Raw genomic sequence first — 26,668 nt, 5'->3', positions numbered from 1 at the left:
AGAAGAAGAAGAAGAAGAAGAAGAAGAAGAAGAGACTAATCAGTCATTTACCGATATAGAAGTTCCGGCTAATGCTGGAGATGGTTTGATATGGGAATTCCAAGAAGACTTATCTGATGATTTTGAATACGAATATGCTGGTGAACCCAACTTAGCAACTTTTGGTAATGGTAAATGGACTAACTTTTACCATAATACATGGAATGGTCCTGGTCCAACAATTTGGCGACATGAAAACGTTACAGCATCTGGTGGAAATCTTAGACTACTAACCACAAGAGTAGATGGAGAAACAAAAACTTATGGCGCTTCAAATGGTAACAGAACAGATAAAGCCACGCGTTTAGGCTGTATTACATCAACTAAACGTGTTAAATACCCTGTTTTTGTAGAGGCAAGAGTATTGGTAGCTAATGCTTTTTTTGCCTCCGATATTTGGATGTTAAGCCCAGATGACACGCAAGAAATTGATATTTTAGAAGCCTATGGCGCTCAAAACCCAAGAAATGAGCAATCTTGGTTTTCCGAACGTTTTCACATAAGTCATCATGTATTTATTAGAAACCCATTTCAAGATTATCAGCCCAAAGACGCAAGCACTTGGCAAAAGGTAGATGGCTACCCCTATACTTCTAGTGATTGGGTAAGAATTGGAGTGTATTGGAAATCACCAACACATCTTGAGTACTATATTAATGGTAACCTCATAAAAGTTATGGACAATCTAGATACTGTTGGCGATAAACATGGTATAGACCCGCTAAATTATACCTCACCAACAGGAAACGCAGCTGATCGAACCGGATTAAGCAAAGAAATGGACATTATCATTAATGCTGAGGTTCAAAATTGGAATGCTGAACAAGGTAGAATGCCTACTGATGAAGAAATTGCAAATAATCAGGAGGATCACACTCTTAAAGTAGATTGGATACGTGTATTTAAACCCGTTTCTCAATAAAAACCTTATAAGAATAAAAAAGCTATCAATAAATGATAGCTTTTTTTTCGCATAAACTTAGAATATTTACACGTGGGTTAGTGCTTAGGCATATTTCCTTGGCGTTCCTTAAAATGATCCTGAAACCAATCTGGTTCTTCTATATCATAATCATATATGTATTCGGCTATTTGAGTAATTACAGTATCCGGATAACTTAATTTTTGCATTACTCCAAAGCGCCTTACAGCTCCATACATTTTTGCTTTATCTTCAGTTGGGTTTTTAATCCATTCCTGTATAGCGGAAATAAACATTTCTTTACTGGTTCCATCTAAAATATAATGTTTCTTAATGGCTATCATAGGAGGTGCTATGCGTTTCTCATGTGAAGTTGATGCATCATGACAGGCATAGCAATACCCTTCCATTAATTTCTTCCCCGGGTGTTCCGTTGCTTTCTTGCCTTCAACAATTCTATTTGATTCGTAAGTTTTAGACATTTCTTTTTTACAGGAGAATATCAATGTGAACATCAATAAAACAAGTATATGTTTCATTTATAAATGAGTTATTTTTATAAGAGAATTAACCCAATAAAAATATCTGGTCACAAGATCATAACTTATGACTTTTATCAGGTACAATACATTCGACGTTATAGTTTTCAGAAATATTTTATATCTTTTTAAAAACTATCTAAAAATGAAGCTATTACGATTATCCTTCCTATTGTTTAGTATATCCCTGTTTTCACAAAACACAGAGTTAAAAGCAATCAATTCCCAATTATGGACTAATTTCACTAAGGCTTATGAGCTTCTAGATTATAACCTATTTGCCAGTATACATGCCAACGATTTGGTTCGCGTTAGCGGTAATAGCAAAACTATAAGCAACAAAACCACCTATATAGACAAGTACATTAAGTGGTGGACAGATAATGACAGAAAACAAACCATCTCCTTTAGATTTTTAGAACGCATTGTTAGTAACAATAAAGCTTCAGAACGTGGTATTTACAAACTAACCATAGGACCAAATACCCAAAACGAAAAAAGTTACTATGGTAAGTTCCATGTAATATTAACTAAAGAAAACTCAATTTGGAAAATATTGGTAGACTACGATTCTTCTGAGAACGATACTATAGATGAAACATCCTATCTAAATGCGTTTGCCATAGACGATTTTGAAAAATTCTAGTACGCTACATTAAAGAGTCATCCATTTAACAAGCTCTTTGCGTGTTACGGCGCTTTCATTTAAGTTCAACATTTAAATTTGCGAATAATCTCACGCAACCTAATTAAAATTAGCTCATCTTATTATTGCTAATCTTTATGTACTTAAATATGAAAAAGATACTTCTTATTACAGCACTCTCCGTGCTTTTTCTTAATTGCGAAGAAGACAAAATGAATGAAAATGACAATCAAAAATTAGATTCCTTCATTATTGAAAACTATTTCTTTGATGCCAAACAGTTGTATTTTCACGAAATATTTCAAGATAGTAATCATCCCAATTATCAAAATGAAATACTTGATCAAAATGAGATTGATAAAATTTTAAAAATTATTCAAGCTGTTTACTATTCAGATTCACCAGAAAGAGATACTGTATTCGATATCCATAAAATTCATGGCTACTATTGTTATAGTTTTAGTTCTATAAGTTTGAAAGTTGATACAGAAGCACCAGAGATTAAAAACCTTGTCAATAAGGTAATTCCAACTGGAGAAACCAAGCTTGATGACTTGTTAAATTTATATGATTTTGATTCAATAAGAACATCGTACAGTTATCCTAAATTTCCATGGTTGACTATTTATACTGATAAAGAGTTTAACATGATTCCTTTAGAGGAGGAGTTTAAGAAAGTAACTTCTATAGAATACGCAGAATTTAACAAAGGGTGTATTGGTGATGGAAACACTATAGAACTAACAAGAAATGATAATTCAGCAACTATTACCTTTAGTATTGGTAAAGGAGATTGTCCTGCAGGGTGCATTTATCGAAAACATTGGGAATTCGAAGTTTCAAACGGAAGCGCTAAATTTATAAAAACGTATTAATACCAAAAAAAGCTAATAAATTACGCTATACCTTTTCCTACCACCTAAGAACGACTTTTAGTTTTCAACACAAAAAAAGTGAAATTCGTAGATTATTTTTGTTATTTTGTTTAATTTTTTGTTTAAATTGTTAAACAAAAAAAACACTAATGGCAACCAGAAAATTAGTTTACACCGCCATAGATCCTTATGGGATATTTATAGCAATAGTTATGATTTTATCATGGCTAACAAGCCTATTATTCCTGTTGCAATGGCACCTAAATTATACCGCTTTAGTGCTTTATCTTGGTATTTTACTTCAGACACACTTATTCACTGGTTTATTTATTACAGCTCATGACGCCATGCACGGCACTGTATCGAGTAACAAAATTCTAAATGACACTATTGGCTGGATAACCTCTTTATTATTTGCTTTTAATTTTTATGACCGTTTGTTAGTTAAACATCATGAACACCATAGACATGTAGCTAGTGATAAAGACCCGGATTATCATGAATCTGGGAAGTTGTTAATATGGTACTATAATTTCATTAAAAAGTACACTACAATAAAACAACTGGTTTTAATGACCATTAGCCTACAGCTTTTAAGGTTAATTTTCCCATTGGAAAACCTATTATTGTTTTGGATACTTCCTAGTATTTTATCAACCTTTCAACTTTTTTATTTTGGGACTTATATTCCTCACAAAGATGGTCATAGCCATAACAACAAACATAATTCTGGTTCTTTAAAAAAAAACCATGTATTGGCATTTTTTACGTGCTATTTCTTTGGATACCATTACGAACATCATGATGCGCCTCATGTGCCCTGGTGGCGCTTATGGAGAACTAAATAAGGCTTAATTTCTGGAGATATAGCAAAAAAAATCCAGCTACCTTTATAACAATAGTAACTGGATTCTAAATATAATTGAATAATTTATCTATTCGTTTATTACAAGTCTAAAACCTTCTCCATGGATATTTAGTATCTCAACTTTTTCATCTAATTTAAGATACTTGCGTAATTTGGCAATGTAAACATCCATACTTCTGGAAGTAAAGTAATTGTCGTCTCTCCAAATCTTTGTAAGGGCTAATTCTCTTGGCATTAAATCATTCTCGTGTAAAGCTAATAAACGTAATAGCTCATTTTCTTTTGGAGATAACTTAACAGGTTCTCCTCCATTAAAACTTAAGAAACGTAGTTTTGAGTTTAAATTAAACTTACCAATCGTAAATTTAAATTGTTTGCTATCTGATATCGTCTCAGTTGCCTTACGTTGAATAATAGCCTTAATCTTCATTAAAAGCACTTCGCTATCAAAAGGTTTATTTAAATAATCATCAGCGCCAACTTTATAACCTTTTAAAACATCTTCTTTCATTGTTTTAGCGGTTAAAAATATAATTGGCACATCTGTATTTTTCTCTCTTATTTCTTTAGCCAAAGTGAAACCATCTTTATAAGGCATCATGACATCAAGAATACATAAATCGAAATCGTCCTTTTTAAACTTTTCAAATCCTTCCATACCGTTTTTAGCATGGGTAACTTCATAATCATTCATCATTAAATAGTCCTTAAGAACGGTTCCAAAGTTAGGATCGTCTTCAACTAATAAAATTCTCTTTTTTTGTTCTTCCATAGTTTATGATATTAGCGGAAGCTTTATACTAAAGGTACTTCCTTTTCCTTTTTCGCTTTCTACGTAAACATAACCCTGATGATCATCTATAATTCGTTTAACATAAGCTAAACCAAGTCCGTGACCTTTTACATTATGTATATTACCAGTATGTTCTCTATAAAATTTTTCAAACACTCTTTTGGCTGCAGCTTTACTCATACCACTGCCATGATCTTTCACTTTTAAAATAATGTTGTTACCAATATTTTCGGTATATACCTCAATCTCTGGGGCATTTGGTGAATACTTAATGGCGTTATCTAAGATATTTACAACAACATTAGTAAAGTGCGTTTCATTAGCCAAAACAGAAGACTTACTTGCATCTAAAAAGGTTTTTATATACCCTTTTCTATCTTCTACGATTAACTCAACATGCGTAATAGCATCCTCAATTAAGTCGTGCAATTTAACTCTGTCCTTACTAATGTTAAGTTCATTTTTTTCTAGTTTAGATATCCTTAAAACATTTTCTACCTGAGCATGCATACGCTTGTTCTCTTCCTTTATCATTGAAAGGTATCTCTTAACTTTATCTTTATCATCAATAATAGCCGGATTCCTAATAGCATCTAGAGCCAAGTTAATCGTTGCAATAGGTGTTTTAAACTCATGCGTCATATTATTGATAAAATCGGTCTTTATTTCAGATATTTTTCGTTGTTTTATTAACTGATACAAAGCACTCCAATACGCAATTATAATTACCAAAGTAAATACTATTGCCATCAATATCATTCCAATTATAGATGATAAAATAAAACTCTTATCATCTGGAAAATTAACCAATAATTTATAAGAGCTTTGTCTATTTTCATCATAAAAAACAGGTACTTTGAAAGTAGACTTTAAATCATTTTCAAAGTTTGAACTCTGCACCTTAGTTGCCAAATCATTACTATAAATGGCATACTCAAAACCAATATCAATATCGTTTTTATTAAAAGCTTCAGACAATAACTCCTTTACAGCCTCTTTTGATATTCTTTTATGAATTGGTGTATTTTTTTGAAGTGCTTTAAAACTTTTTTCAAAGCTTATACGCTGCGCATCATCTACTACCCCTTCGGTTATAATTTTAGTTATTGGGCTTTGATTAATATCCTTATCAGACAATTCAAAATTACTATAAACTTCTGCTGTTGAGCTTCCAATTATATTTTGAATAGTAAGACTATCTAAACCAATGTCAAAGAGCGATGAAGATAATTTATAGTTCTCTTCAAGAACATTACTTCTAAATATTACGGTTTCTTTTGTGCTATTATTTTGTTGGTAAATTAAAAGCTGTGAAACCTTTGATGAATCTGCCTTATCCTCTTTAGGTAAACTTTGAAATCTATCGTAATAATCAGCTATTTCGTTTTCCTCAATCGTATTAGAAACATAGCTTAACGCTCGTTTAACCTTAAACTTAAAACGTTCCTTTTCGTTTTCAACAGAATCATTAATAAAATAAGCTTGTACAAATATTATCCCTATTAAAGATAAACTCATTAAAATTACCAGTAGGGTGAATATTCTTTTGCTCATTACCCAAAATTAACATTTTAACATTTAGCTATATTAGGTTTTAACCTTACATTAACAAAAATGTTAAAATTTGAAGTTACTTGCCTTTTTTTAGAAGTGTATTGTGAATTTTACGCACTTGGTCTTTAGTGTCTTTTAGCTCTATATTTTCTATAACAAAGTCCGATAATTTCACCTTTTCTTCATCGGTCCATTGGTTATTCATAATAGCTTTAATCTTTTCTAAAGTAGTATCATCTCTTTTCAATAACCGGTCTAGCCTAATAGTTTCGGGAGCAACAACAGTTATTACATAATCACAGTATTTGTGTCCTCCATTTTCAAATAAAATGGCTACTTCTTTAATAACATATGGCGCATTTTGTTTATTGACCCATTTTTCAAAATGTCTTGCCACTTTAGGATGAACAATAGCATTCATTTGTTCTAAATATGATGTATCATTAAAGATAATATTTGCCAAAAAAGGCCTATTTAAAGTATCATTTATATAAGCGTCTTCTCCAAATAGTTTAACGAGTTTACGTCTTATTATTTTAGACCTATTCATAAGCTTCTTAGCTTCATCATCGGCTATATAAACAGGAATACCTAAGGCTTTAAACTCATTAGCTACTGTTGTTTTTCCACTACCAATCCCACCTGTTAATCCTACAATCATTTACTTAATAATAATAAACTCTATTTGTTGATGATTTATTTTAGCACTTTTCACCTTATCTGGATACTTAACTAATTCTGGTACCAAAAAAGTCTGATTTCCTGTAACGTTTTTATAGTTACAAATTACTTTAAAATCTTCTGCGTTAACGGTATTAAAATTATCTAAACTCACAAAATAAGCTACGTTAACCTCTTTTGGAAAATACTTTAAATTAATATTTTTTGGAATATTGATAACTTCTACAGGAACTTTTAAAGTACCCTCAGTAAATTTTTTTACTTCCGCCTTTACCATTATCGTTTTAGCAGAAAACTTTAGGTCTATACTATTTTCAGGTAAAATTATTGAGATTGGTTCCTCTATATCAGTTCTTATCTCTTCTAGACTAAGTTTTTCTGTTTCTATCTCTTTTATTTCCTTAACCAACACATGTGGCCCAATCACTGTTACAGAATCTGGTTCTAATTTCATAGCTCCAAACACATTATAACCTGCACTAAACTTTATATCTGCATCTAATGTCACAGGAACTTTTTTTACCATATTACTATCATATCTAAACAGTAATGTATCTGGAGATACATTTAAAATCTGTACCTCCTTATCAAATTGTGTATTCTTGAGATAATCTTTAGACTGGCTCCAAATATACATCTTGTCCTTCTTTGAAACATCCTTGGTGAAATCTACACTAATCTTAGGGGTGTTAAAATAATAGTTAAACCATCTAAACCCATGAGTTTTCAGAGTTATATCTATTGTAGTAGAATCATTTAAAATAACCTGTTCTTCTGGTACATTTAGTTTTTCTATTTGAAAAGCTAGTGTATTTGTATAATCTTTTGAAAGCTTGGAAAAAATTAAGATTACAAATGAAAACAGTAAAAACAAAAAGAAAACATTCACCCTTTTATTTTTTAAAGACGCCCCTATTTTAGATGTAATTTTACCTATCATATTTATTTAAAAAACAACTTCGGGAAATGCTCCTCTGGGTTTTTATTAAAAACCCCCACAAAAAGAGTGGATTTAAAAAACCCGTAACCATATCCAAAAAATTGAATACAGATTGCAGGAACGGCTAATAAAGCAACCACTAAACTCTTGGTAGAGGCTATAGCCAATACAAATGCCAATACAAAGTACAATAAATAGCCATACAATAACCAATTAAATTTAACTAAAAGTAGAGCTAAAGCCAATAAAAACCCAAAACAAAACACTGTGGGAAACCAATAGGTTATTTTTTTAGTTGAAGGGTGCCATTTATTCAAAATTGGCCTTACCAATCCAAATTTATTCACTTGAATGTAAAACTTAGACCATGATATTCTGCGTTTATGAAAAACCTTGGCCTCTGGAATTAATTTGGTTTGAAACCCTAAAGCCCATAGTCTTATGGATAAGTCTGGGTCTTCTCCAGGGTGAATTTTCCCGAAACCACCAGACGCTTCAAAAGCTTTCTTAGAAATCCCCATATTAAAACTTCTCGGCTGGAATTTGCCTACGTTATTTTTATTGCCTCTTATGCCACCAGTAGTGATGAAAGAAGTCATTGAAAAATTAATTGCCTTCTGTAAATTTGAAAAAGAATCGTGAGCTGCATCAGGTCCACCAAAACAATCTACATAATCTCTTGATAAACTTTCCTCAACTTCTTTTAAATAGTTATTAGGTAAAATACAATCGGAATCTAGTATAATAAAATAGTTACCTTTTGCTTTGCGCATACCATAATTCCTGGAGTCTCCAGGACCTGTATTTGGTTTAAAAAAATATGAAATATTCAACTTGTTTTTAAACTGTTCTACAATGTCCTGTGAAGATATAGCAGACCCATCTTCTACAATTACAATTTCAAAAGGTGTATTTGTTTTCATACCTTCAAAACTTTGTAATAACTCTAAAGTTTCATCTGGTCTATTATAAACAGGAATTATAAAGGAGTATTGTAATTGCATAAAACAAATGTAACTATTCCCAACAAAAAAGACCTGCTAGGTTTTAAAAACCTGGCAGGTCCAAATTATATTGGTCCAAATTATATTTATTTATTGGTCTTATTCTTCTCCCATAAAGGTGCTCATTACAGCATCACTAACTCCCATATTACTAAAACCACCATCATTATAAAGGTTTTGTAAAGTAACACGTTTTGTTAAGTCACTAAACAAGGTTACCGTATAATTTGCACAATCCATTGCTGTTGCATTACCTAACGGCGACATTTTTTCTGCATAAGAAATGAATCCATCAAATCCTTTAACTCCACTACCAGCAGTAGTTGGTGTTGGCGATTGAGAAATAGTGTTTACACGTACTTTTTTATCTCTACCAAAGAAATAACCAAAACTACGAGCTATACTTTCTAAATATGCTTTATTATCTGCCATATCATTATAATCTGGAAAAACACGTTGCGCCGCCATATAAGTTAAAGCAACTATACTTCCCCACTCATTCATGGCGTCTGCTTTATAAAGCGTTTGCATTACCTTATGAAAAGACATTGCAGATACATCTGTTCCTTTTTGAGTCCAGGCATAATTTTGATCTGTATAGTGTTTTCCTTTACGTACGTTTATAGACATACCTATGGAATGTAAAACAAAATCAATCTTTCCGCCTAAGATTTCCATTGATTGCTCTACCAAGTTCTTTAAATCGTCCTCAGAGGTAGCGTCTGCAGGAATAATTTGAGAACCAGTCTTTTCAGCTAACTCATTAATCTGTCCCATTCTCATTGCAACTGGTGCGTTTGTTAAAACAAACTCTCCTCCTTCTTCATGAACACGTTCTGCTGTTTTCCAAGCTATTGAATTAGAATCTAAAGCTCCGAAAATAATTCCCTTTTTTCCTTTTAATAAATTATGTGACATAATCTTTTGGTTAGTTTATCTATTTAAATTTCTTGTTTACTTTTATTAGGGGTCAAATATACTATTAATTAAGTAATTCTTTAGCGTGTGCTATTGCAGAAGATGACATTTCTATACCACCCAGCATTTGAGCAATTTCCACCACACGCTCATCGTGATTTAATTGAACCAAATCAGTTCTTGTTACATTATTAACGTCTTCTTTGTATACTTTAAAGTGAGAATGTCCTTTGGCCGCAACTTGTGGTAAGTGTGTTATAGTAAATACCTGCATGGTCTTACTCATTTGCAACATAATATCTCCCATTTTATTGGAAATCTCACCAGAAACTCCAGTGTCAATTTCATCAAACATTATAGTAGGAAGCTGAATATACTTTGCCAATATAGATTTTATAGCTAACATAATTCGAGACAACTCACCTCCCGAAGCAGCTTTTTTTAATTCATTAAAATTACCGCCTTTATTCGCCGAAAACAAAAATGACAATTCATCCTTGCCGTTTGAGAAAAAACTATCTTGTAACGAAACTGAGATACTAAATTGTGCATTAGCCATCCCCAATTCCGATAAAATTGCCTCTAATTGCTGTTTTAAATCAGGAATTGCCGCTTCTCTATTTTCATGAATAGTCTTTGCCAGACCATTTAACTTAACTTCTTGACTGGCAATTTCATTTTCTTTTTTAGAAATTGAATCTTCTAAATTCTCAGTTACTGATACTTTTTCTTCTAAGGCTTCTTTTATTTTTATTAATTCCGAAACATCCTCAGCAACATGTTTTTGCATTAAATCATGCAAGGTTTTCAACTTAGAGTCAACCTCTTCCAACCTTTTAGGGTCTGCATCTAGTCCTTCCTGTAAAGCATTAACTTCGGAGTATACATCATCCATTTCAATTAAACTACTATTTACTCTATTGAATAAATCTTCATATTTTGAAGACAGTCCAGATAACTTTTGAAACGTATTTTTTAATGAAGTTAATGTTGAAATTGCGCCTATCTGTTCATCGCTTAACAAATGATACGCCTCGGATAGATTCTCCTTTATGCCTTCAATATTATTTAAGGTTTCGTATTCCGATTCTAAAGTTTCCAATTCGCCATCAACCAAATTGGCTTCCACCAATTCATTTAATAAAAAAGAATTGTAATCATGTTCTTTTATGGCCTCAGCTTGAAAGTTGAGTAACTCTTTTAATTCCTTTTGAAGTTTTTTATAAACTTTTAACTCTTGTTGATATGTAACTAAAACCGAATCATTTTTAGCTAAAGCGTCAATAATTTGAAACTGAAAAGTATCGTCTGTAAGTTGTAACGTCTGATGCTGCGAATGAATATCTATCAAAGACGCTCCAAGCCTTTGTAATCCACTTAAATTTACAGGAGAATCGTTTACAAAAGCTCTAGATTTACCCGAAGGTAGTATCTCTCTTCTAATAATAGTTTGATCTTCATAATCAAAATCTTCTTCTTCAAAAAGTGCCTTTAATTTATAATCAGACACATTAAATGTGGCTTCGATAATACACTTTTGCGTTTCATCTTTGAGACTACTTAAATCTGCTCGTTTTCCCAGAATTAACGACAATCCTCCTAGTAAAATGGATTTACCAGCTCCAGTCTCTCCTGTTATAATTGAAAATCCATTATTAAACTCTACTTGTAACTTATCAATTAGAGCGTAGTTTTTTATGGAAAGGGATGTTAACATAAGTATCTATTGCTATTTGGAACAGTGAATAAACGACTAAAATTTCATAGAATTCCACTTTGCACTATGCATAGGCGCAACTCTTTGAAGCACTTCCTTTAAACTAGCTATGTTTACATTTGGTCCCCCACTAAATATTTGAGAAATCTCATCTGCTTTGGCATCAAAAAATGTTCTTTGTAAAAAAGAATTAGGCCTCCTTCTATTCATTATCTGAAACTGCTTTAGGGCAGTTGCAATTTTTTCTTTTGCTTTTTTTGGATTCTGACTCATTTCATCCAACCCCTCTCTATGATAACTATTCACAACATTCTTGTACTCCTTAAATGTAGGGGATAATAAATTGTCAATAAGCATGAATCTACTTTGCAAACCATCCTCTAGTTTCCAACCTTTAAAATTACCCTGTTGCGAGTAATTTGTAATAGTCATAGCTTGCTTTAAATAGTTCTCACTACCATTAACAGCAAAAGACTCCGCATCTAAAGCTAAAATCATATATACATGAAATGCTAAGACAGACACTAAATTAGATTGATACTGAGTTGGGTTGAATATTAAATTCTGATACTCTAAATACTTAAAAGTAAAATCTTTATCGTTAAAGTTATAAACTGGTGTACTATATGATGAACCATAAACAGGACGTGAAGATTGTACCTGTAATGTTGCTTGAAATGTTTCTCCTCCAGAATAATTAGAAACATTAATAACCATGCTACAATCTATTTTTTCTTGTGCTAAAAATGTTTTATTGGTCCATTTAGTATTGTTTACAAACTCTTTTAGTTGTTTTTCTAAGGTTTTAAAAATTGGGAAATTTTCATTTCCTGTGAATTGGGCATTAACAACAACATCACAGTTTAACTCTTGTGAAAACCCAAAAGTTGACATGAAAAAAGTTAAAACAAAAAGAATTTTACGCATTAATTTCCTCAGTTATTTTATTAAGTAAATCCTTGGCAACATCGGCCTTAGACTTTAATTGAAACGAAGTGATATTCTCCTCTTTATCAATAAAAGTAACTTTATTGGTATCACCTTTAAAACCAGCTCCTTTATCTTGTAACGAATTTAAAACAATTAAATTTAAATTCTTTCTTTTTAGTTTGTCTTTTGCATTTTCTAATTCATTATTAGTTTCTAATGCAAATCCAACTAGATATTGAGTGGTCTTAATGGCTCCTAAAGATGCCAAAATATCTTTCGTTTTCTCTAATTCTATAGTTAACGCCGAATCTTTCTTTTTTATTTTCTGAGAAGCTACTTCTTTTGGTCTATAATCCGCCACAGCAGCAGAAAGGATTGCCACATTAGAAGTTTCAAAATGTTTATGAACTTCATTATACATTTCTTCAGCACTCGTAACAGGCTTAATAGCTATTAAACTATGCGTTACTTTTTGGTGTGTAGGTCCTGTAATTAAAATAACTTCTGCTCCAAGATTAGCCGCCGCTTTAGCTATTTCGAATCCCATTTTGCCACTTGAATGATTCCCAATAAAACGAACCGGATCTATGGCTTCATATGTAGGTCCAGCGGTAATTATAACTTTCTTATCTTTTAGAGGTAACTTATCCAGGATATCATTTTCAATAAAAGCAACTATATCTTCTGGTTCTGCCATCCTTCCTTCTCCAACCAATCCACTAGCCAATTCACCGCTTGTGGCTGGAATCATAGTATTCCCAAAGGATTTCAACTTTTCAAAAGACGCTAAGGTAGTTGGATGTTTGTACATATCTAAGTCCATAGCGGGTGCAAAATACACGGGACATTTTGCAGATAAATAGGTAGCTAATAATAAATTATCGCATACACCATTTGCCATTTTAGACATTGTATTTGCAGTTGCTGGAGCAACAACAACCAAATCCGCCCAAAGTCCGAGATCCACATGATTATTCCACACACCACTATCTGCTTCCTCCTCATTTACAAAAGAAGCATATACAGGGTTTTTAGATAATGTTGAAAGCGTTAAAGGTGTTATAAACTCTTTAGAAGCTGGCGTCATTACCACTTGAACATTGGCACCAGATTTTATAAACAGCCTTACAAGTGAAGCAGTTTTATAAGCGGCAATTCCGCCACTAATTCCTAATAGTACGTTTTTGCCGCTTAAAATACTCATAAGAAAATTTACTGAGCGTCTTCCTCAGTATTTCTAAAATAAATTTTATCAGTTAGCCATTCTTGAACAGCTAAGGCATGAGGTTTAGGTAGTTTTTCATAAAACTTAGAAACCTCAATTTGTTCTTTGTTTTCAAAGATTTCTTCAAGGCTATCATTATAAGTAGCAAATTCTTCTAACTTATCAATTAGCTCTTTTTTAATCTCAGTATTAATCTGTTCTGCTCTTCTAGCAATAATAGAAATAGACTCATAGATGTTTTCTGTTGGCTCATCTACTTGATTTCTGTCATAAGTTACTGTGTTAACAGGAGCGTTGATTTTCTTTAAATCCATCTTTATATATTTAACTTTTTTCGCTATACTTTTTTAATTCTTCGTCTACCACTTTAGCTATTTCATTAACGTCTTCTAAATACTTAGATTCTTTATAAGATTGTAAAAATGAGTCACTATACTCTTTAGTGGTTTCTAATCTTTGTTTTCTTAGTTGAACAATTCCCTCTTCTCTTGAAGTAATACGTTCATAACTATTTACAGCTTGTTTATAAGAAGCATCTAATCTATAAAACAACGCTTCTTCCCTTAATTTTGAACCAGGGAAATCAAATAAGAAATTATCAAAAGACTTTATTGCAGACGTATAATCTCTTGTGAATCCAGGAGCAATTTCAAAATACTGTTTAGCTATATGAAATGCCTTCTGTTCCAATTTATATTCTAGTTCTTTTACTAGCTTGTTTGCTTCTTCCAAATACTCAGAATCAGGAAACATATTAATAAAGCCTTGAATTTTCTCTACAGCATCTTTAGTTTCTGTTTGATCTTTGGTGTAAACAGGAGATAACATGTAATAACTTCTTGCGCTCAAAAAAGCTGTCTCTTCTAACTTTTCACTTTTCGGATAGCTTTTTGTGAACTGCTCAAATCTGTATGCAGAAATGTAGTAGTCTTTCATTTTATAGAAAGTCATAGCATACAAATACATTAATTTTTGAGCCTGCGGTTTACCTCTATATTCTGGTACTATTTGACCAAAAAGCCTATTAGCTTTAGCATATTTACCTTCATTATAAAGCGATTCTCCCAAAGTAAATTTTTCTTTGGTTGCTCCTTCTCCCGAAGCCTTTAGCACCTTTTGATACTCACTACAAGAACTAAGTACTATTAATGATATTACTAAGTAAAAAAACTTCTTCATTGATTTTTTAACAGAATGCAAAATTAAGTTAATAATATGGATTTTAAAAATATATTTTAAAGCTAAAGTAATTGCTTAAAGTTAGTAATGGCAAGGATTAAGTAATATTTAACTTTTTAATTTTTCAACACAATCAAAAAGTCTATGATCTAGAACCATTTTTCCCTTTTCATTATAATAATAAGCTCTAGTGAATTTATAATCTAAATGTAATTCGTTTAATGTATAGGAATGCATCTGATGAATTTCTTGATTAAAAGATTCGTCATAGTAACTTATCATTATTAAAAGTTCTCCTGTTTGCTCCTTTAACTCCTCTTTTGAAAACTCAAATAACGGGCTATCCTTGTCTATTTCATGGACTATAGTCCATGTTGTTGGTAAATAATTAATTGACTTTCGTTCAAGTGGTAGGTTATAAAATTCATTTACAAAATGCCCCAAATTATTTTGCTTTGTCAAAGAAAGTGTTACTGCTACTTTTGGATAGATCATAACACTTTTTCTATTATTTACAATTCTAAACATAATTGCTTTAGTATGTTTAAAATCTCGTAAGACTATGTGCTCACTAAATCTAATAGCTGCTTTTGGTTTTGAAAATCTACCATAAAGTAACCCCGTAACAAAAGCAAAAATTACCAAACCTAAAAAGGCCTCAAAAGAAGATATTATACCGCTTAAGACACCATTAGGTGCCATTGCTCCATAACCTAAGGTTGTGAAGGTTTGCGCAGAAAAGAAAAAAGCATTTAAAAAGTCATTCAGCAGGTTTCCTGTTGATGCCGTAATTTCCTCAATACCAATAACAAGATAAACTAATGCAAAGAAAGCATTAATTAAGAGCCCCATTAAAAAGGTTAAAAAGAAAAAGTATCCCCAAGAAATACTAACCAAAAAATTATAGGCTTCAGAAAATCTTCTGGTTTTGTTTAAATGAATAATATTAAAAGAACCATTAGGATTCATCATACGTTCTGCAAAAGGAGCAGAAGCATTACCCAACCCTGGATCTTTTATTTTTTCACCCATGTACTACGCCAAATATGCTTTTATTTTTTCTTTTAGTTGAGTAGATGCTGGTACTACAGGTAATCTTACTGAATCTGCACATAATCCTAATGCCTCAAAAACAGCTTTTATACCTGCTGGATTATTTTCTTCAAAAATATACCCAATTACATCCATTAATTTAAAATGTAATTTATAGGCTTCTTTTGCATTACCTTTTAATCCTAATCTAATCATTTCCGAAAAATCCTTAGGTAAAGCTTGTCCAATAACCGAAATTACTCCCGAACCACCTGCTAAAGTAACACCTAAAGCTAAGTCATCATCTCCAGAAATTACATGAAAACCTTCAGGTTTGCTTTTTATAAGTTCTAAATACTGGGCCATGTTATTTCCGGCTTCTTTTACAGCAACAACATTATCAAAATCACTAGCTAGTCTTAGCGTAGTCTCAACCTCCATGTTTTTTGCTGTTCTGCCCGGTACATTGTATAAAATCACATCTACAGGGCATGCTTCTGCAATAGCCTTAAAATGTTGATATAATCCTTCTTGAGTGGGCTTATTGTAATAAGGCGACACCGATAAAATAGCATCTATTCCACTAAAATCGGTACTTTTAATTTCATCGACCACCAATGCTGTATTATTACCTCCAATACCTAAAACTAAAGGTAAACGTCCGTTATTAGCTTTAGAAATAGTTGCTATTACGTCTTGTTTTTCTTGTTTAGTAAGGGTAACACTTTCACCAGTTGTTCCACATATCACAAGATACTCTACACCATTATCAATATTGAAATTAACAATATTTGTCAACGCATTATGGTCTACACTTAAATCTTCATTAAAAGGTGTAACCAAAGCAACTCCAGTTCCTAAAAACTTGTTGTTCATTCTAAATTTTATTTAATATAGTTAAGTATTTAGTTAGCTCTTTACTAAATACATCAAATTCTTTACTATCAGTTTTTATAATGAGGTCATTTAAACGTTCATCTGCTTGTAGAACACCAACCTTAAACTTAGATTTAGAAGCGGCTGTTATTAGTTTTAACTCCAAAATATCCTCTTGGTAATAACTTAGAAGCATATCAAAATCTTCGTTTAAAAAAGATTGCAATTCAACATTTGTCACTGTTCCATTCCAACCAAAATCTTTTGGATTAAAACATTCAACCCAAGATAAAAGTGCTTCTTTTTTACTTTCAGAAAACACTACAACCTTAAGTTTGTTATGGTGCACATGTATTAAATCTGCTAAGTCTCTAAAAACATCAAGGTTTTCAAACTCATCTACATTTAAAATTACCCCCAAACTCTCTACCTTAGAACTAGTAACATTTACCTGCCTTTTAGATAACAATTTGTTTAAGTACTTTTTATTAGAATTCTCTTTAAAACCCTGTAAAATCATTTATCTTTAACCTTTGCACAAATGTAGCAAATCTACATTCAAAATTTAGATTAAACATATGAGGTTAACACATTTATTTTTTTTGTTAATATTTTTTACACTCATTGGCTGTAAAGAACAAGGTTCGCACCTATCCAAAATTGAAGGTAAAAGAATCTCAATTTCAGATTCAATTTCAAATAATGAGGATATTGAAAATTTCATTAAACCATATAGAGAACGAATTAATTCGGATTTAGATAGTGTTATAGCTTTTTCCACTAATGTGTTTTCTAAAAAAGATGGCACACTGAATACAGCTATTGGAAATTTTATGGCCGATGCCGTTTTTAGTGAATCTAACCCAATTTTTAAAAGTAGAACAGGAAAAGATATTGATTTAGTTTTGTTAAATCATGGCGGTATTAGGTCTGTGCTACCAAAGGGAGATATTACTAAAAGAACTGCTTTTGAAATTATGCCTTTTGAAAACAGTATTGTAGTGGTTGCACTTAAAGGGCATCAAGTTGATAGTTTAGTTTCATATTTAGTCAAACGAAAAAGAGCCCACCCTATTTCTAAACTAAAAATAGTTCTTGACGCTAAAGATAACCTTGTTACGGCTACCGTTAAAGACCAACCAATAAATAGAGATAAAACTTATTACGTAGCAACCAATGATTACTTATACAAAGGAAATGATGGCATGACTTTTTTTAGACCAAATGATTCTTTATACACTCTAAATTATAAAATCAGAAACACCATAATTGATAAATTTAACAAACTTGACACCATTAATCCTGTGATTGATGATAGATTCATACAAATTAAAGAGTAGCCATGAAACGTAGAGATTTTATACAACAAGCAACAGCAGGAACGGCCCTAGTTACTTTAGGAGGTGTGGGATTACAATCCTTTTCTAGTCCATCAACAAGAAAAATTACCATTTTACATACAAATGATGTGCATAGTCACATTGACGCCTTTGGACCAAATGATGGTAGAAATGCCAATAAAGGTGGCGTAGCTAGAAGAGCTACTTTAGTTGAAAACATTAGGAAAGAAAACCCGCACACCTTACTTCTAGATGCCGGAGATATTTTTCAGGGTACCCCATACTTTAACTACTATGGAGGAGAACTTGAGTTTAAGTTAATGAGTATGCTTAAATATGATGCCGCGACTATTGGGAACCATGATTTTGATAATGGTATTGATGGATTGTATGCTCAAATACCACATGCAAAATTTGAATTCATTTCGGCTAACTATGACTTTTCTAATACGGTTATGGATACACATGTTAAACCTTATAAAACATTTGTTAAAGACGGAATAAAGATTGGCGTGTTTGGTCTTGGAATTGAACTTAAAGGCCTCGTTGATCCTGCAATGTTTAAGGAAACTAAGTATTTAGATCCTATTGAGATTTCTCAAGACATGACTCGTATTTTAAAAGACGAAGAAAAGTGCGATTTAGTTATTTGTTTATCGCATCTTGGTTACAATTATAGAAATGAGCCTAAGGTAAGTGACCTAAGTCTTGCAAAAGCAACAAAAGATATAGATTTGATTATTGGAGGTCATACTCATACTTTTTTACCTAAACCAACTATTGTAAAAAATATTGAAAATAAAAACGTTCTAGTAAATCAAGTAGGTTGCTATGGTATTTACCTAGGTAAAATAGATTTCTATTTTGATAATGGTAATAATAAATCAGCAAATGGAACTTCCATTATAGTTTAAGCTAGCATTTTTTCTTTAGAAGTAAATCTCTTGTCTACTGAAAACGAATCCTTTTCAAGGTTTTGGTACCTCTTTTCAAAGGCAAAACTTCTAAATAGAAAATATAAGCAGGTTACGTATAACAACTTATCTATCATTTCAAAACTCCAGTGGTAGACATAATAAAGATTAACGTAACCTAGTATTGAAGATAGATTAATAAGTATTGCCCCAATAAGTACTAACACTGATATGGTATTTTCTTTGCTTAAATAATTTGCGAAGGCTACAAAAGCAAAGACTATTAATGTAAGATTCTTTAGAGAAAATAACACCATTTCATTGGTGTCTGATATTATGAGATTTAACTCGTAACCCACAGTGTATAAAAAGTAAAGACTAATACAAAAAACCATTACTAAATAACCTCTAATTAGTCTACCCAATTTACCAAACTGAAGTTTAGGTAACATCATTAAGAAAAGACATGTAAAACCAAGAACGGTTAAGCTACTAGAAATCTTTACATACCAGTCATCCTGAAAAAAAATTGATGATATGTCTGATAAAAAGCAAAATATTAAGAATATCACAAACCCTATATTTAGGTTTTTATTATTTAGAAAAAAGAAAATTAGAAATACTGGAATAAATAGAGGGTAAACAGATTTAGAAATTAAATCATTATCGGCCACACTGCCATAAATTACCCAAATTACAAGCACTAAAAATGCAGTAAAAAGTACCTTATCAAAGGTTGGTTTTAATGATTTCATTACATGTTTTTTTAAGTAGGCGATTAAATATATTAAAGTTTTTTAAATTTCATCGAAAAAAAAAGCGTTTAATCGATAATTCGTAGTTACAAATACAGTTCGTCGACAACAAAAAGTTATTCGTTGATATGTTTCTATGTTTTCATCGTCTAAAAACTTGTGTTATAAAAAATCTTTAGTATGTCAAAATATATTCCTTTTCTATTAAGACTGGTTGTTGCAATAATTCTTATTCAAACATTACGTTTCAAATTTACTGGACATGAAGACAGTATCTATATTTTTTCGAAAGTTGGACTAGAACCATATGGCAGAATAGGAATAGGTATTTTGGAACTAATTGCCGGAATTTTACTCTTAGTCCCTAAAACTGTTTGGGCCGGAGCTTGTCTAACTTTAGGTATAATTGGAGGTGCAATTTTTATGCATTTAACCACATTAGGAATTGCAGTTAATAATGACGGCGGCATACTATTCTATACAGCACTTTTTACATTTATATTATCAGGTATAATTCTATATTTATATAGATCGGATATTCCTTTTATTAATTTTACTAAAACTAAATAATTCGAATTTCGTCTTCTTTTATATCCGCCATTTCTGTTTGAATATAAAAGAAATAAAAAGCTCCTAAAGACAAGGTTGTAGATAAAAAGTTAAGAAGACTCCTTTGAGTAATATAAATGTAAGCCACATCGATTACCTCTGAAAACACAATACATAAGGCTCCTAAAAATAGATACAATGATTTCTGATTATCTCTACAGAAATAATTAAGTAAGGAAGCTGCTAACAATACGAGCATTACTATATTATAAACAAGTTCAAAAACATAATCACTAGTGGTAAACACTTTAGTTACCACTATTAACTGTAGAACATAAACAAGCCAAATATTTAACGCTATAAGAACGATTAAATGAATTTTGAAACTTTTAAAAATCTCATTAAAATCTATATTCCTTATAACTTCTATAAAAAGAAAGAAATAGGCTAAAATATATAGGGAGTTTCCTGTATAAAAATCGACACTTTGAATAAAATCATTAGCTCCACTAGCCAAAAGATAACTCACAGTTAATCCCATTAACTCAGAAACCGCATAACAAATAACAAAAAGAGAAAAGAAAAACGTTCTTTTTTTTACAAATGCAAAATAACTAATTGCAACCAAAGGAATAATTAAAGAATCAAATGTAAATGCAAGATCCCCATATCCAGTAAATCCTAAAATTACAAATAAACTGTAAACAATTAATATTATACCAACTAACAATTTTGGCATGTGCATTTCTATTTTTTAGTTCTGCACAAATATATAAATTAATTTTACAATTAATCGATAAAAAAATGCATTTTATCGAATTTATTTTATTTTTTGTAAGAATTCATACTCATTTAATATTACAACCCCTAATTTATCTGCCTTAACTTTCTTACTAGGCCCCATATTTTCTCCTGCGACTATAAAACTGGTTTTAGACGAAATAGAACTACTTACTTTACCCCCATTGTCTTCTATTAATTTTTTTAAGTCATTTCTTGAAATAGATTCAAACACACCTGTTACTACAATTGATTGCCCCTCAAGAATTGTGGTTTGTCCTTCAAGCTGCTCTTCCGACATTTCTAATTGAACACCAAACTGTTTTAACCTATCAACTATTAACTTATTCTCTTCGGAATTAAAAAAGTCCACTACACTTTCTGCTATTTTTATTCCAATCTCATCTACGGCAACCAATTCCTCTTCAGAAGCATCTATAATAGCAGCAATACTTTTATAATGTTTTGCTAGTTTTTTAGCCACCGTTTCCCCAACATACCTAATACCTAAAGCGTATAATACACGTTCAAAAGGAATACTAACAGATTTTGCTATACCATCAACTAGGTTTTCCGCGCTTTTTTCTGCCATACGCTCTAACGGTATAACCTGCTCTTTCGTTAACTCATATAAATCTGAATAGTTGCTTATTAAGCCCTCATTTACTAATAAGGCCACAGTTTCTCCTCCTAAGCCCTCAATATCCATTGCTTTTCTGGAAATATAATGCTGAATTCTTCCAATAATCTGTGGGTTACAACCATTGTAATTAGGACAATAATGTTGTGCTTCGCCTTCTTTTCTTATTAGCTCAGTTCCGCACTCAGGGCAGTGTGTTATATATATTGTTTTTTGTGAATTCTTAGGACGTTTACTTAAATCTACACCCAAAATCTTAGGAATTATTTCTCCTCCCTTTTCCACATAAACCTCGTCTTCTACCCTAACATCTAACTTTTCAATTTGATCTGCATTATGCAATGATGCCCTTTTTACAGTAGTTCCAGCTAACTCCACAGGTTCTAAATTAGCAACTGGTGTTATGGCTCCAGTTCGCCCAACTTGATAAGTAATACTATTGAGCCTCGTTGAAACCTGTTCAGCTTTAAACTTATAAGCCATTGCCCAACGTGGTGCCTTAGAAGTAAAGCCTAATTCTTCTTGCTGTTGCAGGTTATTAACTTTAATTACAACACCATCTGTTTCATACGGTAAATTATGCCTCTCAACATCCCAATAGGTCACAAAATCCAAAACTTCTTCAATAGAATTTACCAGTTTAGAAGCATCGGGAACTTTAAATCCCCACGCTCTTGCCTTCTCCAAGCTTTCAAATTGGGTATTAATTCCTATGTTTTGTCCTTTTATATTGTATAACAAACATTCCAAAGGTCTTTTTGCTACTTCTGCGCTGTCTTGCAATTTTAAACTCCCAGAAGCCGTATTTCTCGGATTTCTATAAGGCTCTTCTCCATTGGCTATGCGTTCTTCATTCATTTTATTAAAACCATCAAAGGGCAAAACTATCTCTCCTCTAATTTCAAATTTAGGCGGGTAGTCTCCTTTTAATTGTAATGGTACTGACTTAATGGTTTTTACATTTGCCGTTACATTATCACCTTGAAATCCATCTCCTCTTGTAACTGCCCTAAGTAACCTACCATTTTCATACGTTAAACTCATGGAGGCACCATCGTATTTTAATTCGCAGGTATATTGAATATCTCCATCAACCAGCTTTTTAATACGTGTTTCCCAATCTTGTAAATCTTCTTTAGAATAAGAGTTATCTAAAGAGTACATTCTATGTTCATGAACAATAGTTTCAAAGTTTTTGGTTACCTCTCCTCCTACACGTTGTGTTGGTGAGTTTTCATCATAAAACTCGGGGTGTTTATCCTCAAGAGCTTGTAACGCTTTCAACTTTATATCAAAATCGTAATCTGATATCGTTGGATTATCTAACACATAATAATTATAATTATGCGCTCTTAACTCGTTTCTTAATTCGTTTATTTCTTGTTCTACACTCATTAAAATATACCTTTTAGCATTCTATCTTTTCTAAAGATATCTTGTCTTAATTCTATATTCTTAAAACCATTTACTTTTAGAAGTTGAACCATGTCATCACCTAAATATTCATTTATTTCGAAAAACAACGCTCCTGTTTCTTTCAGGTTTTCTTTAGAAAAGTCACAAATAGCTTTATAAAATTGTAAAGGGTTTTCATCCTTTACAAATAAGGCCAAATGTGGTTCATTTTCCAAAACATTTGGTTTCATTAATTCTTTTTCTTGTACTCTTACATACGGTGGATTGGAGACAATAACATCAAACTTTTGAGACGCTGAAACAAATTCAGCATTGTAAGGGCTTAGAATATCATCCGCAATAAATTCAACTTCAACATCATTTAACTTAGCATTGTGTTTGGCTACTTTTAAAGCGTCTTCACTTATATCTAATGCATAAACTTTGGCATTATGCAAATTTTTAGCCAGTGAAATTGCTATACAACCGCTACCAGTACCTATATCTAAAATTTTTAGTTGTTGAGATTCTTCGCTTTGCTCTGAATGACACTTTAAAATCCAATCTACTAATTCTTCGGTTTCTGGTCTTGGTATTAAAACATCTTCATTAACCTTAAATATAAGTCCAAAAAATTCAGTTTCACCCATTATATACTGAATAGGCTTTTCTTGTTTCAGTAATTCTAAACTTTCTAAAATCGGCTCTTGTTCAACTATAATTGTTGTATCAAGAGCAAGCTTCAACCTCGTAACGTTATAATACGCCTCTGTTAGTGTAAAAAAGAAGTTATTAATTTCTTCCTCCGAATAAAGCGTGCATAACTCTGCTTGAAATCTCTTTTGAATGGCTTTTAACTTCATAAATCCTTAATCATCCAAACGCCACAACTATAATGTCCTGTTCCTCCTAATTCACCCGATAGGTGTTCAAATCCAAAAGATTCATAAATGTGAATGGCTGCTTTTAATTGAGAAGCCGACTCAAGATAACATTTTTTATATCCTAATTTCTTGGCAGCGATAAGACACTTTTCAAACAGCAACTTACCAACACCTTTACCTCTAACTTTAGGGGAAAAATACATCTTATTCAGCTCGCAAATTTCATCCTCAAAACCTTTTAAAGGCTGTATTCCTGCTCCTCCTAAAACTTCATTTTTATGCACTACAACATAATAAACTTCATTTTCATTCTGATAAGCTTCATACATACTAGACGTTGATGGATCTGTATATGCAGTCCCTTCTAAAGGAATCTTAAACTCATGAAAACAAGCTCTAATAACCGCCTCTATTTGTGCATTATCCTCAGGCTTAATTTCTCGAATAACAATAGTATTTTTACTCACTTTAAAATAGTACTTTTACCTAGTGAAGATACTTAAATAAAAAAGCATGAAAAGAAAGGTCTTAATTATTTTATCAACAATATTATTTATAGGTTGTACAGTAAATGAACACCCAGAATTTTTAAAAGTTGAGAACATTAAGATTACAGAATCTTCATCAAAAGAAATTACTATTACTGCCGATGCCTACTTTTTGAATCCAAACGATATTGGTGGAAAACTAAAAACGGATGCCATTAAAGTATTTGTAAATGACAGAGAAATGGCTACAGTTTCTACGAAAACTTTTGATGTTCCCGCTAAAAAAGAGTTCAGTATTCCTTTAAAAACTAAAATACCAACCGATAGTATTCTTAACACAAAAAATATTGGTGGGTTAATTAATAGTCTATTTAGTAAAAAAGTTAAAGTACAATATAAAGGTGATATTATTTATAAAACTTTCGGGTTTTCATATAAATATCAAGTAGATAGAACCGATAACATTAAGATAAAGTTATAACTCTTGAATTCCCACGAATTTTATATAAAACGCTGTATTAAGATAGGTAAAAACGGATTAGGGAGTACCAGACCTAATCCTATGGTAGGTGCTGTTATTGTTAGGAACAATACTATAATTGGTGAAGGTTTTACAAGCCCATATGGTGGTCCTCATGCAGAAGTTAACGCTATTAATGCCGTAAAGGACAAAGAGCTTTTAAAATCTGCTACCATTTATGTGACATTAGAGCCTTGTTCGCATTACGGTAAGACACCTCCTTGCAGTGACCTAATTATTAGACACCAAATACCAAACGTTGTTATTGGTTGTATTGATGATAATGAGCAAGTTGCTGGTAAAGGAGTTAAAAAATTAAAAGATGCTGGAGTAAATGTTGTTGTTGGCGTTCTAGAAAAAGAATGTAAAGAACACCATAAACGTTTTTTTACATTTCATAATAAGAAAAGACCATACATTATATTAAAATGGGCAGAAACTAATAATGGCTTTATTGCTCCAGAATCTAAAAATGAACAAAAGCCTGTTTGGATTTCAAATACATACTCCAGACAATTAACACATAAATGGCGCACTGAAGAACAAGCTATTTTAGTAGGAACAAATACAGTATTGCAAGATAACCCAACGCTTACTGCCAGAGATTGGACTGGACAAAACCCAATTAGAGTGGTCATTGATAAAGATTTAAAATTAAATAAAAACTTAAATATTTTTAATGATAAAGCCGAAACTCTCATTATTCATGGAAAAAACAACAGTTTATCTAACGGTAATGAAACTCAAAAAGGCTGGTCAATTCATCCCCCAATAGGCTACGAAAACGTAATCTTATCAGAAATTGATTTTTCTAAAAAAAATGCAATCGCACAACAAATATGTGAAGTTTTGTTTAGGCAAAATATTAATTCTATAATTATTGAAGGCGGTCAAAAAACCTTGCAAACATTTATAAATGAAGACCTATGGGATGAAGCCAGAGTTTTTACAGGTGACGTAATGTTTAAAGAAGGTACCAAAGCCCCAAAATTTAATGGTCAACAAATCTTTGAAGAAACTATTGGATCAGACACTCTAAAAATCTATACCAAATATGATTAATACCCTAATTTTTGATTTTGGTAATGTTTTTATAAACCTAAATGATGCCTACGCTGTAGAGTATGTAAAACATTTTGAATCTTCTAAGTACTTGGATGATATTATTAAGACAAATTTGTTATATGAAAAAGGAGAAATTTCAACAGATAGGTTTTTAAAGAATTACCAGAGTTACTTCCCAGAACAATCTAAGGAAGATATTATAGAAAAATGGAATTCCATTTTAGCAGAATTTCCAAAACATAGACTAGATTTTTTAAAAGATTTAAAAGAAAACGCTTCATATAAATTAATACTTTTAAGTAATACTAATGCCCTTCATATAGAATGGATAAAACAGAAAGTTCCTCATTTTATGGAGTTTAAGAACTGTTTTGATAAATTCTATCTGTCTCATGAAATTAATATGAGAAAACCAGATGAATATATCTTCAAATTTGTACTTAATGAAAATAATTGTGAGGCAGAAGAATGTTTATTTATAGATGATAATAAAGATAACATTCAAACTGCTAAAAACATGAACATAAACACATGGCATTTAAATCCTAAAAAAGAAGATGTTGTAAACTTGTTTAATACGAATAGCGCATTATTTTAAGC

The 26,668-nt window shown here is 31.7% G+C and carries 30 protein-coding genes; 10 read left to right on the top strand and 20 right to left on the bottom strand.

Going from position 1 to position 26,668, the window contains the following annotated elements; all coding sequences use genetic code 11:
* Positions 1-961: LamG domain-containing protein (locus FUA24_RS18195; RefSeq protein ID WP_246147090.1), on the top strand; the 961-nt coding region annotated here is incomplete at its 5' end.
* A 77-nt stretch (positions 962-1,038) separates the two neighbouring features.
* Here the strand turns inward: FUA24_RS18195 and FUA24_RS18190 are convergent.
* Positions 1,039-1,500 carry a hypothetical protein gene (locus FUA24_RS18190; RefSeq protein ID WP_148544494.1) on the bottom strand — a complete coding sequence of 154 codons (462 nt, stop codon included), beginning with the start codon at positions 1,498-1,500 and terminating at the stop codon, positions 1,039-1,041.
* 145 nt (positions 1,501-1,645) lie between these two features.
* On the opposite strand from FUA24_RS18190, the gene FUA24_RS18185 reads away from it, so the two are divergent.
* The 3 genes from FUA24_RS18185 (at position 1,646) to FUA24_RS18175 (ending at position 3,869) form a co-directional block, all read left to right on the top strand.
* Entirely contained in the window at positions 1,646-2,146 is a 501-nt protein-coding gene (locus tag FUA24_RS18185; RefSeq protein ID WP_148544493.1) for a nuclear transport factor 2 family protein, read from the top strand.
* Between the two features lie 149 nt (positions 2,147-2,295).
* Positions 2,296-3,021 carry a hypothetical protein gene (locus FUA24_RS18180; RefSeq protein ID WP_148544492.1) on the top strand — a complete coding sequence of 242 codons (726 nt, stop codon included), beginning with the start codon at positions 2,296-2,298 and terminating at the stop codon, positions 3,019-3,021.
* Between the two features lie 149 nt (positions 3,022-3,170).
* Complete coding sequence (locus FUA24_RS18175; RefSeq protein WP_148544491.1) at positions 3,171-3,869, top strand: fatty acid desaturase; 699 nt, start codon at positions 3,171-3,173, stop codon at positions 3,867-3,869.
* Positions 3,870-3,956: 87 nt separating this feature from the next.
* On the opposite strand, the gene FUA24_RS18170 is transcribed toward FUA24_RS18175, so the two are convergent.
* The 14 genes from FUA24_RS18170 to FUA24_RS18105 all read right to left on the bottom strand — a co-directional run bounded on the left by FUA24_RS18170 (position 3,957) and on the right by FUA24_RS18105 (position 17,258).
* Entirely contained in the window at positions 3,957-4,661 is a 705-nt protein-coding gene (locus tag FUA24_RS18170; protein WP_148544490.1) for a response regulator transcription factor, read from the bottom strand.
* Between the two features lie 3 nt (positions 4,662-4,664).
* Positions 4,665-6,236, bottom strand: coding sequence for a sensor histidine kinase (locus tag FUA24_RS18165; RefSeq protein ID WP_187388323.1), 1,572 nt, complete (start codon positions 6,234-6,236; stop codon positions 4,665-4,667).
* A gap of 76 nt (positions 6,237-6,312) precedes the next feature.
* Positions 6,313-6,897 carry a dephospho-CoA kinase gene (coaE, locus tag FUA24_RS18160; protein WP_148544488.1) on the bottom strand — a complete coding sequence of 195 codons (585 nt, stop codon included), beginning with the start codon at positions 6,895-6,897 and terminating at the stop codon, positions 6,313-6,315.
* On the bottom strand, positions 6,898-7,857 hold the full coding sequence (locus FUA24_RS18155) for a CdaR family protein (protein ID WP_246147089.1): 960 nt from the start codon (positions 7,855-7,857) through the stop codon (positions 6,898-6,900). It abuts the gene before it with no gap.
* Positions 7,858-7,859: 2 nt separating this feature from the next.
* Positions 7,860-8,861: a glycosyltransferase gene (locus FUA24_RS18150; RefSeq protein ID WP_148544487.1), complete on the bottom strand. Its 1,002-nt coding sequence runs from the start codon at positions 8,859-8,861 to the stop codon at positions 7,860-7,862.
* Between the two features lie 99 nt (positions 8,862-8,960).
* The gene (locus tag FUA24_RS18145) at positions 8,961-9,779 is read right to left on the bottom strand and encodes an enoyl-ACP reductase FabI (RefSeq protein WP_148544486.1); all 819 of its coding nucleotides are present in this window, start codon (positions 9,777-9,779) and stop codon (positions 8,961-8,963) included.
* A 64-nt stretch (positions 9,780-9,843) separates the two neighbouring features.
* Positions 9,844-11,496: a DNA repair protein RecN gene (gene recN / locus FUA24_RS18140; RefSeq protein ID WP_148544485.1), complete on the bottom strand. Its 1,653-nt coding sequence runs from the start codon at positions 11,494-11,496 to the stop codon at positions 9,844-9,846.
* Between the two features lie 36 nt (positions 11,497-11,532).
* On the bottom strand, positions 11,533-12,423 hold the full coding sequence (gene porD, locus FUA24_RS18135) for a type IX secretion system protein PorD (protein WP_148544484.1): 891 nt from the start codon (positions 12,421-12,423) through the stop codon (positions 11,533-11,535).
* Complete coding sequence (gene coaBC, locus FUA24_RS18130) at positions 12,416-13,630, bottom strand: bifunctional phosphopantothenoylcysteine decarboxylase/phosphopantothenate--cysteine ligase CoaBC (RefSeq protein WP_148544483.1); 1,215 nt, start codon at positions 13,628-13,630, stop codon at positions 12,416-12,418. The genes porD and coaBC overlap by 8 nt, the downstream gene beginning before the upstream one ends.
* An 8-nt stretch (positions 13,631-13,638) precedes the next feature.
* A complete protein-coding gene (locus tag FUA24_RS18125) occupies positions 13,639-13,965 on the bottom strand; it encodes a DNA-directed RNA polymerase subunit omega (RefSeq protein WP_148544482.1) in 327 nt (108 codons plus the stop codon).
* Between the two features lie 10 nt (positions 13,966-13,975).
* Entirely contained in the window at positions 13,976-14,830 is an 855-nt protein-coding gene (locus tag FUA24_RS18120) for an outer membrane protein assembly factor BamD (protein WP_148544481.1), read from the bottom strand.
* A gap of 108 nt (positions 14,831-14,938) precedes the next feature.
* Positions 14,939-15,862: an ion channel gene (locus FUA24_RS18115; RefSeq protein WP_148544480.1), complete on the bottom strand. Its 924-nt coding sequence runs from the start codon at positions 15,860-15,862 to the stop codon at positions 14,939-14,941.
* A gap of 3 nt (positions 15,863-15,865) precedes the next feature.
* Complete coding sequence (dapA, locus tag FUA24_RS18110; protein ID WP_148544479.1) at positions 15,866-16,738, bottom strand: 4-hydroxy-tetrahydrodipicolinate synthase; 873 nt, start codon at positions 16,736-16,738, stop codon at positions 15,866-15,868.
* Position 16,739: 1 nt separating this feature from the next.
* Entirely contained in the window at positions 16,740-17,258 is a 519-nt protein-coding gene (locus FUA24_RS18105; RefSeq protein ID WP_148544478.1) for a DUF6913 domain-containing protein, read from the bottom strand.
* Between the two features lie 58 nt (positions 17,259-17,316).
* On the opposite strand from FUA24_RS18105, the gene FUA24_RS18100 reads away from it, so the two are divergent.
* On the top strand, positions 17,317-18,078 hold the full coding sequence (locus tag FUA24_RS18100) for a 5'-nucleotidase C-terminal domain-containing protein (RefSeq protein WP_148544477.1): 762 nt from the start codon (positions 17,317-17,319) through the stop codon (positions 18,076-18,078).
* 2 nt (positions 18,079-18,080) lie between these two features.
* A complete protein-coding gene (locus FUA24_RS18095; protein ID WP_148544476.1) occupies positions 18,081-18,992 on the top strand; it encodes a bifunctional metallophosphatase/5'-nucleotidase in 912 nt (303 codons plus the stop codon).
* On the opposite strand, the gene FUA24_RS18090 is transcribed toward FUA24_RS18095, so the two are convergent.
* On the bottom strand, positions 18,989-19,747 hold the full coding sequence (locus FUA24_RS18090; RefSeq protein WP_148544475.1) for a hypothetical protein: 759 nt from the start codon (positions 19,745-19,747) through the stop codon (positions 18,989-18,991). The genes FUA24_RS18095 and FUA24_RS18090 overlap by 4 nt on opposite strands.
* 180 nt (positions 19,748-19,927) lie before the next feature.
* On the opposite strand from FUA24_RS18090, the gene FUA24_RS18085 reads away from it, so the two are divergent.
* On the top strand, positions 19,928-20,317 hold the full coding sequence (locus FUA24_RS18085; protein ID WP_148544474.1) for a DoxX family membrane protein: 390 nt from the start codon (positions 19,928-19,930) through the stop codon (positions 20,315-20,317).
* Here FUA24_RS18085 and FUA24_RS18080 read toward each other — a convergent pair.
* From FUA24_RS18080 to FUA24_RS18065, 4 genes are all read right to left on the bottom strand, one after another.
* Positions 20,310-21,035 carry a hypothetical protein gene (locus tag FUA24_RS18080; protein WP_148544473.1) on the bottom strand — a complete coding sequence of 242 codons (726 nt, stop codon included), beginning with the start codon at positions 21,033-21,035 and terminating at the stop codon, positions 20,310-20,312. The genes FUA24_RS18085 and FUA24_RS18080 overlap by 8 nt on opposite strands.
* A gap of 81 nt (positions 21,036-21,116) precedes the next feature.
* Entirely contained in the window at positions 21,117-23,111 is a 1,995-nt protein-coding gene (gene ligA / locus FUA24_RS18075; protein ID WP_148544472.1) for an NAD-dependent DNA ligase LigA, read from the bottom strand.
* On the bottom strand, positions 23,111-23,974 hold the full coding sequence (gene prmC, locus FUA24_RS18070) for a peptide chain release factor N(5)-glutamine methyltransferase (RefSeq protein WP_148544471.1): 864 nt from the start codon (positions 23,972-23,974) through the stop codon (positions 23,111-23,113). Before prmC ends, ligA begins: the two co-directional genes overlap by 1 nt.
* Positions 23,971-24,462, bottom strand: coding sequence for a GNAT family N-acetyltransferase (locus FUA24_RS18065; protein ID WP_148544470.1), 492 nt, complete (start codon positions 24,460-24,462; stop codon positions 23,971-23,973). The genes prmC and FUA24_RS18065 overlap by 4 nt, the downstream gene beginning before the upstream one ends.
* 46 nt (positions 24,463-24,508) lie before the next feature.
* Between FUA24_RS18065 and FUA24_RS18060 the strand changes: the two genes are divergently transcribed.
* Genes FUA24_RS18060 through FUA24_RS18050 form a run of 3 tightly spaced genes read left to right on the top strand, consistent with a single transcriptional unit; the run spans position 24,509 to position 26,666 of the window.
* The gene (locus FUA24_RS18060) at positions 24,509-24,964 is read left to right on the top strand and encodes an LEA type 2 family protein (RefSeq protein WP_148544469.1); all 456 of its coding nucleotides are present in this window, start codon (positions 24,509-24,511) and stop codon (positions 24,962-24,964) included.
* A gap of 3 nt (positions 24,965-24,967) precedes the next feature.
* On the top strand, positions 24,968-26,065 hold the full coding sequence (ribD, locus tag FUA24_RS18055; protein ID WP_148544468.1) for a bifunctional diaminohydroxyphosphoribosylaminopyrimidine deaminase/5-amino-6-(5-phosphoribosylamino)uracil reductase RibD: 1,098 nt from the start codon (positions 24,968-24,970) through the stop codon (positions 26,063-26,065).
* Positions 26,058-26,666, top strand: a complete 609-nt coding sequence (locus tag FUA24_RS18050) for an HAD family hydrolase (protein ID WP_148544467.1) — start codon at positions 26,058-26,060, stop codon at positions 26,664-26,666. The genes ribD and FUA24_RS18050 overlap by 8 nt, the downstream gene beginning before the upstream one ends.
* The last annotated feature ends 2 nt before the right edge of the window (positions 26,667-26,668 follow it).

It is taken from the genome of Seonamhaeicola marinus, from assembly GCF_008085455.1.
This window is presented reverse-complemented; position numbering and strand designations above follow the sequence as displayed.

Bases quoted from the DNA above. Each gene is read 5' to 3' on its own strand.
- FUA24_RS18190 (WP_148544494.1), bottom strand. From the start codon at position 1,500: ATGAAACATATACTTGTTTTATTGATGTTCACATTGATATTCTCCTGT.
- FUA24_RS18185 (WP_148544493.1), top strand. From the start codon at position 1,646: ATGAAGCTATTACGATTATCCTTCCTATTGTTTAGTATATCCCTGTTT.
- FUA24_RS18180 (WP_148544492.1), top strand. From the start codon at position 2,296: ATGAAAAAGATACTTCTTATTACAGCACTCTCCGTGCTTTTTCTTAAT.
- FUA24_RS18175 (WP_148544491.1), top strand. From the start codon at position 3,171: ATGGCAACCAGAAAATTAGTTTACACCGCCATAGATCCTTATGGGATA.
- FUA24_RS18170 (WP_148544490.1), bottom strand. From the start codon at position 4,661: ATGGAAGAACAAAAAAAGAGAATTTTATTAGTTGAAGACGATCCTAAC.
- FUA24_RS18165 (WP_187388323.1), bottom strand. From the start codon at position 6,236: ATGAGCAAAAGAATATTCACCCTACTGGTAATTTTAATGAGTTTATCT.
- coaE (WP_148544488.1), bottom strand. From the start codon at position 6,897: ATGATTGTAGGATTAACAGGTGGGATTGGTAGTGGAAAAACAACAGTA.
- FUA24_RS18155 (WP_246147089.1), bottom strand. From the start codon at position 7,857: ATGATAGGTAAAATTACATCTAAAATAGGGGCGTCTTTAAAAAATAAA.
- FUA24_RS18150 (WP_148544487.1), bottom strand. From the start codon at position 8,861: ATGCAATTACAATACTCCTTTATAATTCCTGTTTATAATAGACCAGAT.
- FUA24_RS18145 (WP_148544486.1), bottom strand. From the start codon at position 9,779: ATGTCACATAATTTATTAAAAGGAAAAAAGGGAATTATTTTCGGAGCT.
- recN (WP_148544485.1), bottom strand. From the start codon at position 11,496: ATGTTAACATCCCTTTCCATAAAAAACTACGCTCTAATTGATAAGTTA.
- porD (WP_148544484.1), bottom strand. From the start codon at position 12,423: ATGCGTAAAATTCTTTTTGTTTTAACTTTTTTCATGTCAACTTTTGGG.
- coaBC (WP_148544483.1), bottom strand. From the start codon at position 13,630: ATGAGTATTTTAAGCGGCAAAAACGTACTATTAGGAATTAGTGGCGGA.
- FUA24_RS18125 (WP_148544482.1), bottom strand. From the start codon at position 13,965: ATGGATTTAAAGAAAATCAACGCTCCTGTTAACACAGTAACTTATGAC.
- FUA24_RS18120 (WP_148544481.1), bottom strand. From the start codon at position 14,830: ATGAAGAAGTTTTTTTACTTAGTAATATCATTAATAGTACTTAGTTCT.
- FUA24_RS18115 (WP_148544480.1), bottom strand. From the start codon at position 15,862: ATGGGTGAAAAAATAAAAGATCCAGGGTTGGGTAATGCTTCTGCTCCT.
- dapA (WP_148544479.1), bottom strand. From the start codon at position 16,738: ATGAACAACAAGTTTTTAGGAACTGGAGTTGCTTTGGTTACACCTTTT.
- FUA24_RS18105 (WP_148544478.1), bottom strand. From the start codon at position 17,258: ATGATTTTACAGGGTTTTAAAGAGAATTCTAATAAAAAGTACTTAAAC.
- FUA24_RS18100 (WP_148544477.1), top strand. From the start codon at position 17,317: ATGAGGTTAACACATTTATTTTTTTTGTTAATATTTTTTACACTCATT.
- FUA24_RS18095 (WP_148544476.1), top strand. From the start codon at position 18,081: ATGAAACGTAGAGATTTTATACAACAAGCAACAGCAGGAACGGCCCTA.
- FUA24_RS18090 (WP_148544475.1), bottom strand. From the start codon at position 19,747: ATGAAATCATTAAAACCAACCTTTGATAAGGTACTTTTTACTGCATTT.
- FUA24_RS18085 (WP_148544474.1), top strand. From the start codon at position 19,928: ATGTCAAAATATATTCCTTTTCTATTAAGACTGGTTGTTGCAATAATT.
- FUA24_RS18080 (WP_148544473.1), bottom strand. From the start codon at position 21,035: ATGCCAAAATTGTTAGTTGGTATAATATTAATTGTTTACAGTTTATTT.
- ligA (WP_148544472.1), bottom strand. From the start codon at position 23,111: ATGAGTGTAGAACAAGAAATAAACGAATTAAGAAACGAGTTAAGAGCG.
- prmC (WP_148544471.1), bottom strand. From the start codon at position 23,974: ATGAAGTTAAAAGCCATTCAAAAGAGATTTCAAGCAGAGTTATGCACG.
- FUA24_RS18060 (WP_148544469.1), top strand. From the start codon at position 24,509: ATGAAAAGAAAGGTCTTAATTATTTTATCAACAATATTATTTATAGGT.
- FUA24_RS18050 (WP_148544467.1), top strand. From the start codon at position 26,058: ATGATTAATACCCTAATTTTTGATTTTGGTAATGTTTTTATAAACCTA.